At 68.3% G+C, this 17,394-nt stretch carries 18 protein-coding genes and 2 tRNA genes; 16 read left to right on the plus strand and 4 right to left on the minus strand.

All coding sequences use genetic code 11. The annotated features are described in order from the left end of the window. Positions 1 to 32 precede the first annotated feature (32 nt). Both AC3WL7_RS07765 and AC3WL7_RS07770 read right to left on the minus strand, forming a co-directional pair. Entirely contained in the window at positions 33 to 650 is a 618-nt protein-coding gene (locus AC3WL7_RS07765) for a DUF4304 domain-containing protein (RefSeq protein WP_492749904.1), read from the minus strand. Continuing rightward, positions 650 to 1,798, minus strand: a complete 1,149-nt coding sequence (locus AC3WL7_RS07770; protein ID WP_079222489.1) for a pyridoxal phosphate-dependent aminotransferase — start codon at positions 1,796 to 1,798, stop codon at positions 650 to 652. The genes AC3WL7_RS07765 and AC3WL7_RS07770 overlap by 1 nt, the downstream gene beginning before the upstream one ends. Before the next feature lie 201 nt (positions 1,799 to 1,999). Here AC3WL7_RS07770 and ccmA point away from each other — a divergent pair, with 201 nt between their 5' ends. The 11 genes from ccmA to AC3WL7_RS07825 are packed head-to-tail and all read left to right on the plus strand — an operon-like array spanning position 2,000 to position 10,234. Continuing rightward, positions 2,000 to 2,647: a heme ABC exporter ATP-binding protein CcmA gene (ccmA, locus tag AC3WL7_RS07775; RefSeq protein ID WP_492749917.1), complete on the plus strand. Its 648-nt coding sequence runs from the start codon at positions 2,000 to 2,002 to the stop codon at positions 2,645 to 2,647. Beyond that, complete coding sequence (gene ccmB, locus AC3WL7_RS07780; RefSeq protein ID WP_079222491.1) at positions 2,644 to 3,339, plus strand: heme exporter protein CcmB; 696 nt, start codon at positions 2,644 to 2,646, stop codon at positions 3,337 to 3,339. The genes ccmA and ccmB overlap by 4 nt, the downstream gene beginning before the upstream one ends. Positions 3,340 to 3,382: 43 nt before the next feature. Then, positions 3,383 to 4,135 (plus strand): heme ABC transporter permease CcmC, encoded by a 753-nt coding sequence (gene ccmC, locus AC3WL7_RS07785; RefSeq protein WP_200733715.1) that lies wholly within the window; start codon positions 3,383 to 3,385, stop codon positions 4,133 to 4,135. Beyond that, positions 4,132 to 4,320 (plus strand): heme exporter protein CcmD, encoded by a 189-nt coding sequence (gene ccmD / locus AC3WL7_RS07790; protein ID WP_108758223.1) that lies wholly within the window; start codon positions 4,132 to 4,134, stop codon positions 4,318 to 4,320. The genes ccmC and ccmD overlap by 4 nt, the downstream gene beginning before the upstream one ends. Further along, entirely contained in the window at positions 4,317 to 4,778 is a 462-nt protein-coding gene (gene ccmE / locus AC3WL7_RS07795) for a cytochrome c maturation protein CcmE (RefSeq protein WP_079222494.1), read from the plus strand. Before ccmD ends, ccmE begins: the two co-directional genes overlap by 4 nt. Before the next feature lie 12 nt (positions 4,779 to 4,790). After that, positions 4,791 to 6,710 (plus strand): heme lyase CcmF/NrfE family subunit, encoded by a 1,920-nt coding sequence (locus tag AC3WL7_RS07800; RefSeq protein WP_492749918.1) that lies wholly within the window; start codon positions 4,791 to 4,793, stop codon positions 6,708 to 6,710. An 8-nt stretch (positions 6,711 to 6,718) separates the two neighbouring features. Continuing rightward, positions 6,719 to 7,336, plus strand: coding sequence for a DsbE family thiol:disulfide interchange protein (locus AC3WL7_RS07805; protein ID WP_079222496.1), 618 nt, complete (start codon positions 6,719 to 6,721; stop codon positions 7,334 to 7,336). Beyond that, positions 7,311 to 7,790 carry a cytochrome c-type biogenesis protein gene (locus AC3WL7_RS07810; protein WP_079225294.1) on the plus strand — a complete coding sequence of 160 codons (480 nt, stop codon included), beginning with the start codon at positions 7,311 to 7,313 and terminating at the stop codon, positions 7,788 to 7,790. Before AC3WL7_RS07805 ends, AC3WL7_RS07810 begins: the two co-directional genes overlap by 26 nt. After that, positions 7,784 to 8,776: a tetratricopeptide repeat protein gene (locus AC3WL7_RS07815; RefSeq protein WP_492749919.1), complete on the plus strand. Its 993-nt coding sequence runs from the start codon at positions 7,784 to 7,786 to the stop codon at positions 8,774 to 8,776. Before AC3WL7_RS07810 ends, AC3WL7_RS07815 begins: the two co-directional genes overlap by 7 nt. A 9-nt stretch (positions 8,777 to 8,785) precedes the next feature. Beyond that, positions 8,786 to 9,889: a homoserine O-acetyltransferase MetX gene (gene metX, locus AC3WL7_RS07820; protein WP_492749920.1), complete on the plus strand. Its 1,104-nt coding sequence runs from the start codon at positions 8,786 to 8,788 to the stop codon at positions 9,887 to 9,889. Continuing rightward, the gene (locus AC3WL7_RS07825; RefSeq protein WP_108747030.1) at positions 9,890 to 10,234 is read left to right on the plus strand and encodes a DUF1294 domain-containing protein; all 345 of its coding nucleotides are present in this window, start codon (positions 9,890 to 9,892) and stop codon (positions 10,232 to 10,234) included. A gap of 176 nt (positions 10,235 to 10,410) precedes the next feature. Here the strand turns inward: AC3WL7_RS07825 and cydC are convergent, their stop codons facing one another. Then, complete coding sequence (cydC, locus tag AC3WL7_RS07830; RefSeq protein WP_492749905.1) at positions 10,411 to 12,084, minus strand: thiol reductant ABC exporter subunit CydC; 1,674 nt, start codon at positions 12,082 to 12,084, stop codon at positions 10,411 to 10,413. Then, entirely contained in the window at positions 12,081 to 13,829 is a 1,749-nt protein-coding gene (gene cydD / locus AC3WL7_RS07835) for a thiol reductant ABC exporter subunit CydD (RefSeq protein ID WP_492749906.1), read from the minus strand. Before cydD ends, cydC begins: the two co-directional genes overlap by 4 nt. Before the next feature lie 224 nt (positions 13,830 to 14,053). On the opposite strand from cydD, the gene AC3WL7_RS07840 reads away from it, so the two are divergent. The 5 genes from AC3WL7_RS07840 (at position 14,054) to AC3WL7_RS07860 (ending at position 17,394) form a co-directional block, all read left to right on the plus strand. Further along, a complete protein-coding gene (locus AC3WL7_RS07840; RefSeq protein ID WP_492749907.1) occupies positions 14,054 to 15,637 on the plus strand; it encodes a cytochrome ubiquinol oxidase subunit I in 1,584 nt (527 codons plus the stop codon). Positions 15,638 to 15,652: 15 nt separating this feature from the next. Further along, positions 15,653 to 16,807: a cytochrome d ubiquinol oxidase subunit II gene (gene cydB / locus AC3WL7_RS07845; protein WP_492749908.1), complete on the plus strand. Its 1,155-nt coding sequence runs from the start codon at positions 15,653 to 15,655 to the stop codon at positions 16,805 to 16,807. Between the two features lie 124 nt (positions 16,808 to 16,931). Continuing rightward, on the plus strand, positions 16,932 to 17,048 hold the full coding sequence (gene cydX / locus AC3WL7_RS07850; protein WP_079222503.1) for a cytochrome bd-I oxidase subunit CydX: 117 nt from the start codon (positions 16,932 to 16,934) through the stop codon (positions 17,046 to 17,048). A 55-nt stretch (positions 17,049 to 17,103) separates the two neighbouring features. Next, a tRNA-Pro gene (locus AC3WL7_RS07855) sits at positions 17,104 to 17,180 on the plus strand. 141 nt (positions 17,181 to 17,321) lie between these two features. Next, positions 17,322 to 17,394 (plus strand) — tRNA-Pro (locus AC3WL7_RS07860).

Here is a 17,394-nt window from a genome sequence, read left to right on the forward strand (position 1 = left end):
AGGTGGCGTTGACGCGATCAAACGACGCGACATCACCCTTCGTTTTCGATGAATCGGCGCAACTGCGCCCTGAGCGAGCTTGCAGCCGGAGCCGCCCGCTCCAACCCCAGGTGAGCCAGTGCCAGAGCCTGTTCCTTACGCTGCAGATTGGCCGCTATGCGCGCCAAAGTGAGCAGCTCGATGGCCCGAGCCTGCTCGAAATCTGCCTTGTCCAACATGGCCTGGTAGTCGTCGGGGAAGGTCTGGTGAGCTGTGAAGAAGTCGCTGCCAGCGCTCTCCCATGCGGAACAGAGCGCTTTTACTGAGGTGACACGCTCCTGTTCGGAATCCCCATAGGCCCAGCCACCTCCGGCAATCGCGCCATCCCCCGCAAGCCGCTCGCGAAATACACAACCGGATTCGTCAATCGTCGTCGGCGAAAATTCGCCACCACCTTGCTGAGGCAGGAACGCCAGATGCGCCCCCATCTCCAGGTAGCACCCCTCCCCACTGGCCCCGGGCTGGCACTCGACGACATGAATCAGCGGAGCGCGGATTCTGCGGAAGATCCGCCCTTTGCGAACGAACCCCGCCTCCAGCAGGCGCGGAAAGAACTCCGACTCAAGAAGCTCGAAGAATCTCTCCCTGTCCGCTGCCCGACCGGCTCCCATTACAGCAGACGCAGGCGTTCGATCGCCGCGTCCAGGGTCGCTTCGTTCTTGGCAAAGCACAGGCGCACCAGGCGCTGGCCGACCGGCGCGGTTTCGTAGAACGGCGACAGCGGGATGGCAGTGACGCCCTTCTCGATGGTCAGCCACTTCACGAATTCATGGTCGGGCAGATCGCTGATGGCCGAGTAGTCGACCAGCTGGAAATAGCCACCCGGCACCGGCAGCGGCTTCAGGCGCGTGCTGGCCAGCTGCTCGCGGAAACGATCGCGCTTGGCCTGGTAGAACGCACCCAGCTCCAGATGGTGCTCCGGTTCATCGCGGATCATCGCGGCGAAACCATACTGCGCCGGGCCGAAGCTGGTGAAAGTGTTGTACTGGTGCACCTTGCGGAATTCAGCAGTCAGCAGCGGCGGCGCCACGGCGTAGCCGATCTTCCAGCCGGTGCAGTGGTAGGTCTTGCCGAAGCTGGAGATGACGAAGGTGCGCTCGCGCAGTTCCGGGTAGCGCAGCGCCGATTCGTGGCGGCGGCCGTCGTAGATGATGTGTTCGTACACTTCATCGGAGATCAGGTAGATCTGCGTGCCACGCAGCAGGTCGGCCAGCGCCTGCATGTCGGCCTCGTCCAGCATCGCGCCGGACGGGTTGTGCGGGGTGTTGACCATCAGCATGCGGGTGCGCGGGGTGATCGCCGCACGCACGCGGTCCCAGTCCACGGCGAAGGTCTGCGGGTCCAGCGGCACGTGCACGGCAATGGCGCCGGCCAGTTCGATGGCCGGTTCATAGCAGTCGTAGGCAGGGTCAAGCACGATCACTTCCTCGCCGGCACGCACCACGGCGTGGATGGCGTTGAAGATCGCCTCGGTGGCACCGCTGGTGACGGTGATCTCGGTGTCCGGGTCGATCGTCGCACCGTACAGGTCCAGCGACTTCTGCGCGATGGCCTGGCGCAGCGGTGCCACGCCGGTCATCGGCGGGTACTGGTTCAGGCCGGCGGCCATCGCCTTGGTGGTTTCGTCGATCAGGCGCTGCGGCGCGGAGAAATCCGGGAAACCCTGGCCCAGGTTGACCGCGCCGTGTTCGGCGGCGAGCTGGGACATCACGGTAAAGATCGTGGTACCGACCTTGGGCAGCTTGGTGGTGGGTTGCATCGGCCTGGGGGAATGGGGAGACAGACCTCTGAGTTTACGCAATCCCTGCTTCGGTAGTGCCGGCCGCTGGCCGGCAACAGCGGCCAGACAACCGGCGCCGGGGGAATTGCCGGCCAGCGGCCGGCACTACCACGGGCATTCATCGCTACAATTGCCGCCGCACTCCGGCACGAAGACCCCTGCCCCTTGAACACCCCAGCATTGCTGGCCGCCAGCGGCCTGAGCTTCTCCCGCAATGACGAACCCGTGTTCGGCCCGCTGGATTTCCACGTGGACGCCGGCGAGGCGCTGCTGGTGCAGGGCGGCAATGGTGCCGGCAAGACCACCCTGCTGCGCGTTTTGGCGGGATTGGCCCGGCCGGGCGCCGGCCAGGTCCGCATTGACGGCAAGCAGGCCAGCAATGCCGAGCGTGCCCGCTATGTCGCCTACCTCAGCCACCTGCCGGCGCTGAAGCCGGACCTGGACACGCTGGAGAACCTGCATTTCCTCTGTGGCCTGCATGGCCGCCGGGCCAAGCAGATGCCCGGCAGCGCGCTGGCCATCGTTGGCCTGGCCGGCTACGAGGACACTCTGGTGCGGCACCTGTCGGCCGGCCAGAAACGCCGCCTGGCGCTGGCCCGCATCTGGCTGTCACCGGCGCCGCTGTGGCTGCTCGACGAACCCTACGCCAACCTCGATCTGGATGGCATCAACCTGGTCAACCGGATGATTTCGGCCCATCTGCGCGGCGGCGGTGCCGCCCTGGTCACCACCCACGGCGCCTATGCTGCGCCGCCGGTACGCACGCGCCTGCTGGAACTGCGTGCGCCCGGGCAGCCGCCCGCCAGCACGCAGGGAGCTGCGGCATGATCGCCCCGGGTACCGAACCGGGCCTGTGGCAGACCGCCCGCGCCCTGCTTTCGCGCGACCTGCGCCTGCTCTGGCGCCGTCGTGGTGATGCGCTGCAGCCGGTGCTGTTCGCCCTGCTGGTGGTGGTGCTGTTCGCCCTGGCACAGGGCCGCGACCCGCAGCCGCTGGCCGCCACTGCCGGTGCGGTGCTGTGGCTGGCGGTGCTGCTGGCCGGGCAGCTGGCGCTGGATTCGCTGTTCCGTTCCGATGCCGAGGATGGATCGCTGGAACAATGGCTGCTGGCACCGGTGCCGCTGGCCTGGCTGGTGCTGGTGCGCGTGCTGCTGCATTGGGCCACCACCGCGCTGCCGCTGATCGTGGTCAGCCCGCTGCTGGCGGAAATGCTGCATCTGCCACATGACCAACTGCCGATGTTGCTGGCATCGTTGCTGCTGGGAACACCGGTGCTGAGCCTGATCGGTGGCGTGGTCGCCGCGCTGACCGTAGGCATCCGGCGCTCTGGTATTCTCGTGGCGTTGCTGTCGTTGCCGCTGTACGTACCGGTGCTGGTGTTTGGTGCGGGCAGTCTGGCGGCGGCCAGTCGCGGGCAGGATCCGGTGGGTGCGCTGCTGATGCTGGGCGCAGGACTGGTGGTCGCGTTGCTGCTGGCACCGCTGGCGACGGCTGCGGCCATCCGTATTTCCCTGAGTTGAACGGGCAGAGAGCCAATCCACCCTTGCTGGATAGCCGTCACGCATGAATCCGATCGTCCGCTGGTTCCATCAACTCGGTTCGCCGCCCACGTTCGATCGTTTCGCTGCCCGCTGGTCGCGTGTGTTCTACATCGCCGCGCTGCCAGTGCTGCTGGTGGGCCTGTGGCAGGCACTGCTGGTGGTTCCGCCGGAGGCACGCCAGCTGGACAGCTTCCGCATCCTCTACATCCACGTGCCCAGTGCCTGGATGAGCCTGTTCGTGTTCGCGCTGATGGCGCTGTATGCCGCCATCGCGCTGATCTGGCGCATCAAGATCTGCGAGATCCTGGCGATGGCCTGCGCGCCGATGGGCGCTGGCTTCACCCTCATCACCCTGCTCACCGGCAGCATCTGGGGCAAGGGCACCTGGGGCACCTGGTGGGACTGGGACCCGCGCATGACCAGCGAACTGGTCCTGCTGTTCCTCTATCTGGGCGTCATCGGCCTGTATCACGCCATCGAGGACCGCCGCAGCGCCGCGCGCGCGGCTGGCCTGCTGGCGATCGTCGGCGTCAGCCTGCTGCCGGTCATCCGCTATTCGGTGGACTGGTGGGGTGGCCTGCACCAGCGCCAGTCGATCAGCGTCTTCGGTGACTCGGCCATCAGCAGCGCGATGATCGCGCCGCTGTGGTGGATGGTGATCGGCACCAAATTCTGGTTCGCCGGCTCGGTGCTGGCCAAGGCACGCGCCGACAACCTCGACCGCGAGGCCGGCAAGGCCTGGGTCGGCCAGCGCGTGGAGGAGACCCGGCGATGACCCACCTGCCCTTCGTGATCGGCGCCTATGCGGTGTTCGTGCTGGTGTTGCTGGCCGATGCCATCGGCTCGTGGCTGCGCCTGCGCGCCGCCCGCCGCCAGGCACAGTCGCGCCAGCAGCGGCAGCAGGCGCGGCAGACCGCCCAGCAGGCCGCGCCGACCCTGTCGGCGGAGCTGGAACGATGACCCCGGTACAGCGCCGCCGCCTGGCCTGGGTGCTGCTGGCCCTGCTCGCCTCCGGCCTGGCCACCGCGCTGGTGGCGATGGCACTGGAACGCAACATCGCCTACCTCTACACCCCGTCCGAAGTACTGCGTGGCGACGTTGATGCGCAGACCCGCTTCCGTCTCGGCGGCATGGTGGTGAAGGGCTCGTTCAACCGCCCGGTCGGTTCGCTCGATGCGCGTTTCGAGGTCACCGACGGCGACGCCCAGCTGGCCGTGCTCACCTCGCGCATCCTGCCGGACATGTTTGCCGAGGGCACTGCCGTGGTCGCCAGCGGGCGCCTGCAGGACGGCGTGTTCGTGGCCGATGAAGTGCTGGCCAAGCACGATGAGAAGTACGTGCCGAAGGAAGTGGCCGACAAGATGGGCGATGCCCATCGCAAGCACGACGTGCCGGTACCGGCCACCGAGGTGCGCTGAGTGCTGCCTGGAGTGCTGCCAGAGCTGGGCCAGATCCTGCTGCTGTGTGCGTTGCTGGCCTCGCTGCTGCAGGCCGGCCTGCCGCTGGTGGGTGCGCAGCGCGGCAATGCGGCGTGGATGGCGGTGGCCCGCCCGGCCGCCTTCGCCCAGCTGCTGCTGGTGGCCGGCGCGTTCGCGGTGCTGACCGCCGCCTTCGTGCAGCAGGACTTCTCGGTGCGCTACGTGGCCGAGAACTCCAATTCACTGCTGCCGATGATCTACCGCTACTCGGCGGTCTGGGGCGCGCACGAAGGTTCGCTGCTGATGTGGGCGCTGGTGCTGGCGCTGTGGACCGGTGCCGTAGCGTTGTTCTCGCGGCACCTGCCCGCCCCGGTGCAGGCGCGCGTGCTGGCGGTGATGGGCGTGGTCAGCGTCGGCTTCCTCGCCTTCCTCATCTTCACCTCCAACCCGTTCCTGCGCCTGAACCCGGCACCGCTGGAGGGCCGCGACCTCAACCCGCTGCTGCAGGACCCGGGGCTGATCATCCACCCGCCGATGCTGTACCTGGGCTACGTGGGCTTTGCGGTGCCGTTCGCCTTCGCCGTGGCCGCACTGCTGGAAGGCCGCGTGGATGCGCGCTGGCTGCGCTGGACGCGGCCGTGGACCAACGTGGCCTGGGGCTTCCTGACCCTGGGCATCGCGCTGGGCAGCTGGTGGGCGTACTACGAGCTGGGCTGGGGCGGCTGGTGGTTCTGGGACCCGGTGGAAAATGCCAGCTTCATGCCTTGGCTGGTCGGCGCCGCGCTGATCCACTCGCAGGCCGTCACTGAAAAGCGCGGCACCTTCGGCAGCTGGACCCTGCTGCTGGCCATCGCCGCCTTCGCGCTGTCCCTGCTTGGCACCTTCCTGGTGCGCTCGGGCGTGCTGACCAGCGTGCACTCGTTCGCCGCCGATCCCTCGCGCGGCCTGTTCATCCTCGTCTTCCTCTCGCTGCTGGTCGGCGGCAGCCTGCTGCTGTACATGCTGCGCGCCAGCGGCCTCAGCGTGGACGCTGGTGATCCGCGCCGCGGCTTCACCGCCACCTCGCGCGAGACCCTGCTGCTGGCCAACAACCTGCTGCTGGCCACGGCCTGCGCAATGGTGCTGCTGGGCACGCTGTACCCGCTGCTGGCCGACGCGCTGTCGCTGGGCAAGATCTCGGTCGGCCCGCCCTACTTCGGCAGCCTGTTCCTGCTGCTGATGGCACCGATGGTGCTGCTGCTGCCGTTCGGCCCGCTGGTGAAGTGGCAGCGCGACCAGCCATCGCGTGCATTCGCGCTGCTTGCCCCGTGGCTGGGACTGGCCGTGCTGCTGGGCGCGCTGGCGTGGTGGCAGGCGCCGCAGAACGGCTGGAAGGCCGGCCTCGGCGTGGCCGCCGCCGCCTGGGTCGGGCTGGGTACCGCGCGCTTCGTCTGGCAGCGTCTGCGCGGCAATGGCCGCTTCACGGCCGAGATGCTCGGCATGATCGTCGCCCACACCGGCATCGCGGTCTTCCTGGCCGGTGCGCTGCTGGTGGAAGCGCTGAACGTGCAGCGCGAAGTCGCGCTGGCGCCGGGCCAGCAGGTGGTGGTCGGTCGCCACGAAGTGCGCTTCGAGGGCGTGGACCATCGCGAGGGCCCCAACTTCACCGCCGATCGCGGCCACCTGCGGGTGTTCCGCAACGGTCGCGAGCTGGCCCTGCTGCACCCGGAAAAACGCCAGTACGCCAGCGGTGGCCAGGTAATGACCGAAGCCGGCATCGATGCACGCCTGAGCGGTGATGTCTACGTGGCATTGGGCGAGCCGCTGGGCAACAATGCATGGGCGGTACGGGTCCACATCAAGCCGTTCGTGCGCTGGATCTGGCTGGGCGCGCTGCTGATGGCCCTGGGCGGATTCATCACCGCCGCCGACCGCCGTTTCCGCCGTCCGTAGGAGTTTCCATGTCCGAGTCCCCCGCCCCGCGTCCTTCCCGCCCGCTGCCGCCGGTAGCCATCGTGATCGGCGTGCTGTTCTTCTTCGGCCTGCTGGGGCTGATGATCTACGGGGTGATGAAATCGGGCGACCCGCAGCGCGACGTGCTGCCGTCGGCGCTGATCGACAAGCCGGCACCGGCCTTTGCGCTGCCGGTGCTGCACGACCCCAGCATGACCGTGCGCAGCGAAGAGCTGCGCGGCGCGCCCTACCTGCTGAACGTGTGGGGCAGCTGGTGCGCGGCCTGCCGCGAGGAACACCCGGTGCTGACCCGCTTCGCCGAAAGCAAGCGCGTGCGCGTGATCGGCTACAACTGGAAGGATGAACCGACCGACGCGCTGCACTGGCTGGAAACGCTGGGCAACCCGTTCATGGTCGTGCTGAGCGATGTTGAAGGCCGCACCGCCATCGACTGGGGCGTGACCGCCGCGCCGGAAACCTTCCTGGTCGACGGCAGTGGCATCGTGCGCTGGAAGTACAGCGGCGCGATGACCCAGCAGGTGGTGGACGAGAAGCTGATCCCGGCGCTGCAGAAGATCGAGAAGGCCCAGGGCAATGCCGATGCCGGCCTGCACGGCAATCCGTAAGCGCGGCCGCGGGCTGCTGCTTGCGCTGCTGATGGCCGCAGCGCTGCCGGCGCTGGCCCAGCAGCCGCTGCACGACCCGCGCCCCCTCGCCTTCCGCGACGCTGCCGAAGAATCGCGCTTCCACGACCTGGCCGCGCAGCTGCGCTGCGTGCAGTGCCAGAACCAGTCGCTGGCCGATTCCAACGCACAGATCGCCCAGGACCTGCGCCGCGAGGTGCTGCAACTGATGCAGCAGGGCCACGACGATGCGCAGATCAAGCAGTTCCTGGTAGCCCGTTACGGCGAGTTCGTGCTGTACCAGCCGCCGCTGCAGCCGGGCACCTGGCTGCTGTGGGGTGGCCCGTTGCTGCTGCTGGGCGCCGGCGGCCTGGTGGTGCTGGGCATCGTCCGCCGCCGTGGCCGCAACGTGGCGCCTGCACCGGCCGGCAACACCGACGAAGGAGATGGCTGGTGAGCAACGCATTGCCGGTGTTGGCTGGCCTGGTGGCTGCGCTGATGGCCACACTGGTGCTGTGGCCGCTGCGCCAGCAGGGCCGTCGCGGTTTCATGCTGGGCGTGCTGGCACTGGGCGTGGTTGGCGCCTGCCTGTACCTGCTGGTGGGCGACCCGCGCGCCGCACGCATGCAACCGGCACCGTCGGTGGCCACCCTGCGTGATGGCGTGAGCGCACTGCAGCAGGCACTTGAGCGCGATCCGCAGCGTGCCGATGGCTGGGCACTGCTCGGCCGTTCGCAGAGTGAGCTGGGCAACACCGCTGCAGCGGCCGAGGCGTTCGCCCGCGCCGTGGCCCTCGCCCCGGATGATGCCGGTGTGCTGGTGGAAGCCGCACAGGCGCGCGCCCAGGCCGATGCCGGCAAGCAGTTCGACGATACCGCGATGGACTGGCTGCAACAGGCGCGTCGCCTGGCACCGGACGCGGAGCGCGCCAGCTGGCTGCTCGGCATCGCCCTGCGCCAGCGCGGAAAGAACGCCGAGGCGGCCGATGTCTGGAGCAGCCTGCTGCCGCGCCTGGAGCCCGGTGCTGCACAGGCCCTGCAGGCACAGATCGCCATCGCCCGCGAGGCTGCGGGCCAGGCCCCGCCGGCACCAGCCGCGGATGCACCCGCGCTGCTGCAGGTTCGCGTGCAGTTGCCCGACGCGGTGAAGCACGGCGACTGGCCGGCGACCACCCAGGTATTCGTGCTGGCCCGCGCCGCAGGCGGCCCGCCGATGCCGGTGGCTGCACGCAAGCTGCCGTTGGCGGATTTCCCGGCTACGGTCGGGCTGGGTGACGGTGACAGCCCGATGCCGACCGCCCCCTTGTCGGCGCACGCCGAAGTGGAGGTGCTGGCACGCATTTCGCGCAGCGGCAGCGCCAACCGCAGCGAAGGCGACCTGCAGAGCGACGTGGTGCGGGTGACATTGCCGCATGACGGCGTGGTGGAGTTGCGCTTCCCGTAACGTGCACCGCTGCACCCGCCGGGCACCCGCTTCCATGCCCTGCCCTCGCCCTTCCCGTTCAAGCGCGGCGGCGCACTGCACGGCGCGCGCGTGGCCTATGAAACCTGGGGCACCCTGGCTGCCGACGGTCGCAATGCGATCCTGATCGTCACCGGCCTGTCGCCGGACGCGCACGCCGCCGCCAACGCCGGCAACCCGGCCCCGGGCTGGTGGGAAGCAATGGTTGGCGCCGGCAAGCCCATCGATACCGACCGCTGGTTCGTGGTCTGCGTCAATTCGCTGGGCAGCTGCAAGGGTTCCACCGGCCCGGCGTCGCAGAACCCGGCCACCGGCGAACCCTATCGCCTCGATTTCCCGGAACTGTCGGTGGAAGACGGTGCGCGCGCCGCCATCGAGGTGGTGCATGCCCTGGGGATCGCGCAACTGGCCTGCGTGGTCGGCAATTCGATGGGCGGCATGACCGCACTGGCCGTGTTGATGTTGCAGCCGGGCATCGCCCGCAGCCACGTCAACATTTCCGGCAGCGCGCAGGCACTGCCGTTCTCCATCGCCATCCGATCGCTGCAGCGCGAAGCCATCCGCCTGGACCCGCAGTGGAACGGTGGGCGCTACACCGAAACCGACTACCCCGAATCGGGCATGCGCATGGCGCGCAAGCTGGGCGTGATCACCTATCGCTCCGCGCTGGAATGGGATGGCCGCTTCGGCCGCGTGCGGCTGGATTCGGACCAGACCGACGATGATCCGTTCGGGCTGGAATTCCAGGTGGAAAGCTACCTCGAAGGCCATGCACGGCGCTTCGTGCGCTTCTTCGATCCGAACTGCTACCTGTACCTGAGCCGCTCGATGGACTGGTTCGACCTGGCCGAGTATGCCGATGGGGACGTGCTGGCGGGGCTGGCACAGATCCGTGTCGAAAAGGCACTGGCCATCGGCGCCAACACCGACATCCTGTTCCCGGTGCAGCAGCAGCAGCAGGTGGCCGACGGCCTGCGTGCCGGCGGCGCCGATGCGCAGTTCATCGGCCTGGATTCACCGCAGGGCCACGACGCCTTCCTGGTCGACTTCGACCGCTTCGGCCCGGCCGTGCGCGGCTTCCTCGACGCGCTGTAAGTGGCCTGGCGGCGCAACCTGGCGTTGGCCGCGTTCGGCGCGCTGGTCGCGCTGACGCTCTGTGCGGTGCTGCCGCTGTGGCTGGGCGGCTGGTGCCTGCTGGCCAGTGCGGTGTCGTTCGGGCTGTACGGGCATGACAAGCGCGCGGCACAGCGCAAGCAGTGGCGCATTCCCGAGCGCACACTGCAGCTGCTGGCGTTCGCCGGTGGCTGGCCGGGGGCGCTGCTGGGCCAGGCGCTGTTCCGCCACAAGCACCGCAAGGCGGAATTCCAGTGGGTGTTCTGGCTGTGCGTGGTGGCGAACGTCGCATCGATCGCGGTGATGCTGCGCGAATTCGCGCGGTAACCGCTTGAACGACGCGGATGCGTGATTGCCGGCCAGCGGCCGGCACTACCAGGCGGCACGACACCAGTAGATCCACGCCATGCGTGGATGTGCCGGCCGGCACGCCATCACGCAAACGGCCGCCGGGCATGGCCCGGCGCTACCTCGTGAGGACGGCACAGGTAAATCCACGGCGATTACGCTTCGCGCTCCAGCACGCCGTCACGCAACCGGTACTGCGCATCCACCACGCCGTCGGGCAGGTCGTCGTGGGTGATCATCAACAGGCTGCGGCCCTCCAGCAGGCCAGCCAGATCCTGCAGCAGCGCGCGCGCGGTATCCACATCCAGGCCTTCGGTCGGTTCGTCCAGCAGCAGGATCGGCGCGTTGCGCAGCAGCGCCCGCGCCAATGCCAGGCGCCGCGCCTGCCCGGCCGACATCGTCGCGCCGTTCTCGCCCACCCACGCCTGCAGGCCGCCATTGCGCTCGGCCCACTCACCCAGGCGCACGCGGCGCAGCACCGCCCACAGGGCGTCATCGCCGGCATCGGGGTCACCCAGCCGCAGGTTCTCGGCCACCGTGCCGGCAAATACCGGCGCGTTCTGCGGCAACCACGCCAGCTGCCGATGCCAATCGGCCTGGGCGAACCCGCGCAGATCGTGTCCGCCGTAGCTCAACCGCCCTTGCTGCGGATCCCACAGGCGCAGCAGCAGGCTGGACAGCGTGGTCTTGCCACTGCCGCTGTCGCCGCGGATGGCGATGCGCTCACCGGGTGCCAGGGATAACTGCAGGCCCGACAGCACCGGCCGCGCCGCGCCCGGCCAGCGGAAATGCACGTTCTCCCACTGCACGGTGGCGGCCTGCGGCACCGCCTGCGGCAGCGACGGATCTTCCACCGTCGGCGCCTGCTCGACGATGGACTGCAGGCGGTCGGCAGCGATGCGACCGGACTGCAGCGACTGCCATGCCAGGCCCATGCCCGCCCACAACTCGATCATCGCCACGGTCAGGAACACCAGCCCGGCCGCCATCTCCGCAGGAATGCGCTGCTGTTCTGCCGCATGCAGGGCCAGCGCCAGCATCGCCACCAGGCCCAGCCCGGCCACCAGGCCATGCAGGGTGGAAGCGGCGATCAGCCGCCAGCGCCGGCGCCGGTCGCGCGAGGCCAGCTGCTTGGCCGCCACGCGCACCTTCAACTGCCAGGCGGCATCGGCATGCAGCGCGGCCAGGTCGCCCGCACCCTCCAGCCCTTCGAATGCAGCCGTCCGCAGCGCAGCACGATGCGCGGCACGATCGGCTTCTTCATGGTCATGCCCGCGCACGCCCAGCCACGGCACGCCGAAGCCGATCAGCAGCGCCAGCACGGCCAGCAGCACGGCGGCCGCGGGCAGGATCATCGCCGCCGCGCCCACCGCCACCAGCGACAGCGCACCCAGCGCCACCAGCGGCCCGATGGCGCGCACCAGCAGGCCATCAACTTCGCCGATATCGCCCAGCAGGCGGGCCAGCAGTTCACCGGTGCGCGTGGCCCCCAGCCGCGCCGGTGCCAGCGGCAGCGCGCGCCGGAAGAACCACACGCGCAGATCGCGGGCGATGCGCAGCGTGGCATCGTGGCCAACCAGCTTTTCGAAATAGCGCGACACGATGCGCGCCATGGTCAGCCCGCGGATGCCGGCCGAAGGCGAGAAGAAGTTGAAACCCTGCGCCAGCCCTGCCGCACCGGCCAACGCGGCGGCGGTGAGGAAACCACCGGACAGGCCCAGCAGCGCGGTGCCGGCCAGCATGGTGATCCACAACAGCAGCACCGTCAGCAGCAGGCGCGGCCGGTGGCGCAGGAACACCGCGCGCAGCGAATCGGGCGAACGGCTCATGCGCGCACCGCCTGTGCCGGGTCGACCAGGCGTCCTTCGGGCAGCAGCAGGCAACGGTCGGCCCAGGCGACCACCACCGGGCTGTGGGTGGCCACCACCACGCTGCGGCCGCGCGCGTACGCGGCCAGGCTGCGCAGCAACGCGGCTTCGGTGTCGGCATCGAGGAAGGCGGTGGGCTCGTCCAGCAGCAGCACCTGCGGGTCGCGCAGCAGCAGCCGGGCCAGGCCGATGCGCCGGGCTTCACCACCGGACAGGCCGAAGCCGCGCTCACCGATCACGGTGTCCAGCCCATCGGGCAGGCGCTGGGCGAACTGCAGCACCTGCGCCGCCTCGGCCACCGCGCGCAGGCGTGCATCGCTGGCCGCGGGATCGGCCAGGCGCAGGTTGTCGGCAATCGAGCCATGGAACAGGTAGGGGCGCTGGCTGGCATAGGCCACCTGCACGCCAGGGCGCAGCTGTACCCGCCCCGCACGCGGCGGCAGCCACCCGGCCAGCGCTTCCAGCAGCGTGCTCTTGCCCGAGCCACTGGGGCCGACAAGCGCCAGCCGCTGCCCGGGCTCCAGCCGCAGGTCCACGCCCTGCAGCACATCGTGCGGGGCACCCAAGGGGCGCAGCACCAGCCCCTGTGCCAGCACCGGCGGCAAGGCCGCCTCGGCCGGCTCCACCGCCAACGGTGCCACCGGCACCTCGGCCATCACCGGCTCGTCCGGCAGCGAAAGCAGCAGGCGCTCCACCTCGGCCGCTGCGGCCAGCGCGTTGGCGCGGTCGTGGTAATGCGCGGCCAGCCGCCGCAGCGGCGCGTAGAACTCCGGGGCCAGCAGCAGGCAGAACAGGCCCGCGCCCAGCGTCGGCACCGCTGCATGCAGCGACATCAGGCCCAGGTAGCTCAGGCCCAGGTAGAGCGCGACCATCGCCACGCTCACCGAGGCGAAGAATTCCAGCACGGTGGATGACAGGAACGCGATGCGCAGCACCTTCATCGTACGCACGCGCACGCCCTCGGCCGCCGCTTCGATGCCAGCCAGTTCCGCCTCGCCGCGCCCATACAGGCGCAGCAGGCCCAGGCCCTTGATGCGATCGGCGAAGTGGCCGCTCATCCGCGCCAACTCACCCAGCTGTGCGCGCCCAGCCGCTTCGGCGCCCCAGCCCACCAGCATCATGAAGAACGGCACCAGCGGCGCGGTGAACAGCAGGATCAGCGCCACCACCCAGTCGACCCAGGCCACCGCGGCCAGGATCAGCAGCGGCACCACCACCACTTCGGTACGCACCGGCAGGAAGCCGCTGTAATAGCTTTCGATGGCATCGCCGTGGTGCAGCATCAGCTCGCCCAGCTCACCGGTGCGGCGCTGCCGCAGCCACAGCGGGCCGTGCCCGAGCAGGCGCGCGAACACACGCTCACGCAGGGCCAGCCGGGCGGCATCGGCCACATCACCGGCGGCGGCCTGGGTGGCGCTGCCCAGCAGCGTGCGCAGCACCAGGATGACGGCCAGCGTGGCCAGGACCGGCAGGCCGCTGGCCAAGGGCGCGCGTTCCACCAGCACGGTCTGCACCAGCCAGGCGATCGCGGCGGCCTGGCCGACCAGCAGGGCGCCGGAGAGGCTGATGCATAGGGCGGCCAGGCGCTGCCGGCCACGCGCGGCATGGGCCAGGCCGGCCAGCCACGCCGTGCGGGCGCGCCGCTGCAGGGCCGATTCTTCTTCTGCGGTACGCGGCTCGGCAGCAGTGGGTTTGGCAGCGCTCAAAGTCTTCACAGATGGCAGGGAATGCCCCGCATTGTAGGCGCAGGCAACAGTGTCCCCCTGCGGCCGGCGGTCGCAGTGGTCACGGGAATGGCATACGATCCTCTTGGGTTCCCATTCATACATTGATCTGGATCAAGGCTGTTTGAAGTAGTCGGTCACATCATTCACCCGTAGACCACCCTTCCCGCCACCCGCAACGGCACTATCCACGAGGTAGCCAGGCCATGATTGATCAGACAGTCGTAGAACTGTCGCGGCTGCAATTCGCTCTGACCGCGATGTACCACTTCCTATTCGTCCCTCTCACGCTTGGCCTGTCCTTCCTGGTGGCCATCATGGAGAGCGTGTACGTCATGACCCGCAAGCAGGTCTGGCGGCAGATGACCCTGTTCTGGGGCGCGCTGTTCGGCATCAACTTCGCCATCGGCGTGGCCACCGGCCTGGTGATGGAATTCCAGTTCGGCATGAACTGGTCGTACTACAGCCACTACGTGGGTGACATCTTCGGTGCGCCGCTGGCCATCGAAGGCCTGATGGCGTTCTTCCTGGAAGCCACCTTCATCGGCCTGTTCTTCTTTGGCTGGAAGCGCCTGAGCCCGGTCAAGCACCTCACCGTCACCTGGCTGATGGCGCTGGGCACCAACCTGTCGGCGGTGTGGATCCTGATCGCCAACGGCTGGATGCAGAACCCGACCGGTGCGGTGTTCAACCCGGACACGATGCGCATGGAAGTGGTGGATTTCGCCGCCGTGCTGCTCAATCCGGTGGCACAGGCCAAGTTCGTGCACACCGTCAGTGCCGGCTACGTGACCGGCGCCATCTTCGTGATGTCCATCAGCGCCCTGTACCTGCTGCGCAACAAGCACAAGGACATGGCCCGCCGTTCGTTCGCGGTGGCCGCCGCCTTCGGCCTGCTGTCCTCGCTGTCAGTGGTGGTGCTGGGTGACGAGAGCGGTTACGCCGCCAGCGAGCACCAGAAGATGAAGCTGGCCGCGATCGAAGCGATGTGGGAAACCGAGCGTGCGCCGGCCGACTTCACCGCCTTCGGCATTCCCAACCAGGCCACCCACCAGAACGATTACGCGATCAAGATCCCGTACCTGATGGGCCTGATCGCCACCCGTTCGCTGGACCAGCCGATTCCCGGCATCCTGGAACTGGTGGAACGCGCCGAGCACCGCATCCGCGGTGGCCAGATCGCCTATGGCGCGCTGGAGCGGATCAAGAAGGACAAGACCGACCTGCAGGCGCGCGAGATGTTCGACCGCCACTGGCAGGACCTGGGCCACGGCCTGCTGCTCAAGCGCTACCGCGAGGACATCCTCAACGCCACGCCGGAGGAAATCTCCAAGGCGGCGATGGATACCGTGCCGCGCGTGGCACCGCTGTTCTGGACCTTCCGCATCATGGCGGGCCTGGGCTTCTACCTGATCGCCTTCTTCGCCCTGGCGTTCTACTACTCGTGCCGCAACAACTTCCAGGACAAGCGCTGGTTCCTGAGGCTGGCCGTGTGGAGCCTGCCGGCGCCGTGGATCGCGATCGAATGCGGCTGGTTCGTGGCCGAGTACGGCCGCCAGCCGTGGGCGGTGGATGGTGTGCTGCCCACCTTCTACGCGGCATCGGGCCTGGCCCTGCATGAAATCCTGACCACACTGGCGGTGTTCACCGCGCTCTATACGGTGCTGCTGATCATCGAGATCAAGCTGATGCTGAAGGCGATCCGCACCGGCCCGGACGACATCCTGCCGACGCTGCAGGCTGACATCCGGCCTGTTTCCCCCACTGCAGCCGCTGCCGGACAGGCCTGAGGCAGGAGAATCCAGATGGAATTCATTGCACTTGATTACACCACGCTCCGCGTGATCTGGTGGCTGCTGCTCGGCATCCTGCTGATCGGCTGGGCGGTGATGGACGGCTTCGACCTGGGCGTTGGCACCCTGCTGCCGTTCGTGGCGAAAACCGATGAAGAACGCCGGCGGGTGATCAACACCGTCGGCCCGGTCTGGGAAGGCAACCAGGTCTGGCTGGTGCTGGGAGGCGGCGCGATCTTCGCCGCCTGGCCGCCGCTGTATGCGGTCAGCTTCTCCGGCTTCTACCTGGCGGTGTTCGCCATGCTGTTCGGCCTGATCCTGCGGCCGGTCGGCTTCAAGTACCGCAGCAAGATGCCGTCCAAGCGCTGGCGCGACAACTGGGACCGCGTGCTGTTCGTGGGTGGCCTGCTGCCGGGCCTGATTGCGGGCGTGGCGGTGGGCAACGTGCTGCTGGGCGTGCCGTTCCACTTCGATGACACCCTGCGCGTGACCTACACCGGTTCGTTCTTCGGCCTGCTCACGCCGTTCGCCCTCATCGCCGGCCTGGTCAGCGTGGCCATGCTGGTGTCGCACGGTGCGGCCATGCTGGTCATCAAGACCGACGGCCCGGTGGCCGAACGTGCCGCGCGCTACGGCAGCATCGCCGCGCTCATCAGCTTCGTGCTGTTCGCCGTGGCGGGCGTCTGGGTGGCCTTCGGCCTGCCCGGCTACCAGATCACCTCGCAGGTGGTGACCGATGGCCCGACCAACCCGCTGCTGAAGACCGCAGCAATCGGCACCGCTGCCGGCGGCTGGCTGCGCAACTACAGCAGCATGCCGGCCACGATCGTGTTCCCGGTGCTGGGCCTGCTGGGTGCGCTGGCCAGTGCGGTGCTGCTGCGTGCACGCCGTGGCGGCCTGGCCTTCATCGCCTCGGGCGCCTCCATCGCCGGCATCATCCTCACCGTCGGCTTCACCATCTTCCCCTTCCTGCTGCCGTCCTCCAGCCAGCCCACCTCCAGCCTGACCGTCTGGGACAGCTCGTCCAGCCACCTCACGCTGTGGATCATGCTGCTGGCCACGGCCATCTTCCTGCCGATCATCCTCGCCTACACCACCTGGGTGTACCGCGTGCTGAAGGGCAAGACGACGGTTGAAGAGATGGGCGACAACCCGAACGCGTATTGATGGATTGCCTATGTGCCGACCAACGGTCGGCACCCACCGAGTAATGCGCCGACCAACGGTCGGCACCTACCGAGTAATGCGCCGGCCTGCGGTCGGTGCCTCCCCCGAATGAAGGAGTGTGAGCATGTGGTATTTCGCCTGGATCCTCGGCACTGGCCTGGCCTCCACCGTGGCCATCCTCAACGGCATGTGGTTCGAATCGCGCGAGCGGAACCGCCTTGAGAAAGAAAACAGTCGCTGAGCTGTAAAAAAGCCTTGCCGCCTTGGCCTTCACACGGTATCTTAGGCGGCTCCTTCGGGGTGTAGCTCAGTCTGGTAGAGCGCTACGTTCGGGACGTAGAGGTCGCAGGTTCGAATCCTGTCTCCCCGACCACTTCGGTGGTCGCATTGAAGCCTGGTGAAGTCTTCCAGGCTTTTTTGTTCCCTGAAGGGTTCCATTGCTCCGGCAATGTGAAGAAACACCATTTACCCCTTGCCGCCATCGGGGTGAATGGATAGAATAGGCGGCTCCCTTCGGGGTGTAGCTCAGTCTGGTAGAGCGCTACGTTCGGGACGTAGAGGTCGCAGGTTCGAATCCTGTCTCCCCG

It is taken from the genome of Stenotrophomonas sp. FW305-3-2-15-E-LB1, from assembly GCF_058787375.1.

Bases quoted from the DNA above. Each gene is read 5' to 3' on its own strand.
- AC3WL7_RS07765 (WP_492749904.1), bottom strand. From the start codon at position 650: ATGGGAGCCGGTCGGGCAGCGGACAGGGAGAGATTCTTCGAGCTTCTT.
- ccmE (WP_079222494.1), top strand. From the start codon at position 4,317: ATGACCCCGGTACAGCGCCGCCGCCTGGCCTGGGTGCTGCTGGCCCTG.
- cydX (WP_079222503.1), top strand. From the start codon at position 16,932: ATGTGGTATTTCGCCTGGATCCTCGGCACTGGCCTGGCCTCCACCGTG.
- AC3WL7_RS07810 (WP_079225294.1), top strand. From the start codon at position 7,311: ATGCCGGCCTGCACGGCAATCCGTAAGCGCGGCCGCGGGCTGCTGCTT.
- cydB (WP_492749908.1), top strand. From the start codon at position 15,653: ATGGAATTCATTGCACTTGATTACACCACGCTCCGCGTGATCTGGTGG.
- AC3WL7_RS07770 (WP_079222489.1), bottom strand. From the start codon at position 1,798: ATGCAACCCACCACCAAGCTGCCCAAGGTCGGTACCACGATCTTTACC.
- AC3WL7_RS07840 (WP_492749907.1), top strand. From the start codon at position 14,054: ATGATTGATCAGACAGTCGTAGAACTGTCGCGGCTGCAATTCGCTCTG.
- ccmC (WP_200733715.1), top strand. From the start codon at position 3,383: ATGAATCCGATCGTCCGCTGGTTCCATCAACTCGGTTCGCCGCCCACG.
- ccmD (WP_108758223.1), top strand. From the start codon at position 4,132: ATGACCCACCTGCCCTTCGTGATCGGCGCCTATGCGGTGTTCGTGCTG.
- ccmB (WP_079222491.1), top strand. From the start codon at position 2,644: ATGATCGCCCCGGGTACCGAACCGGGCCTGTGGCAGACCGCCCGCGCC.
- AC3WL7_RS07805 (WP_079222496.1), top strand. From the start codon at position 6,719: ATGTCCGAGTCCCCCGCCCCGCGTCCTTCCCGCCCGCTGCCGCCGGTA.
- cydC (WP_492749905.1), bottom strand. From the start codon at position 12,084: ATGAGCCGTTCGCCCGATTCGCTGCGCGCGGTGTTCCTGCGCCACCGG.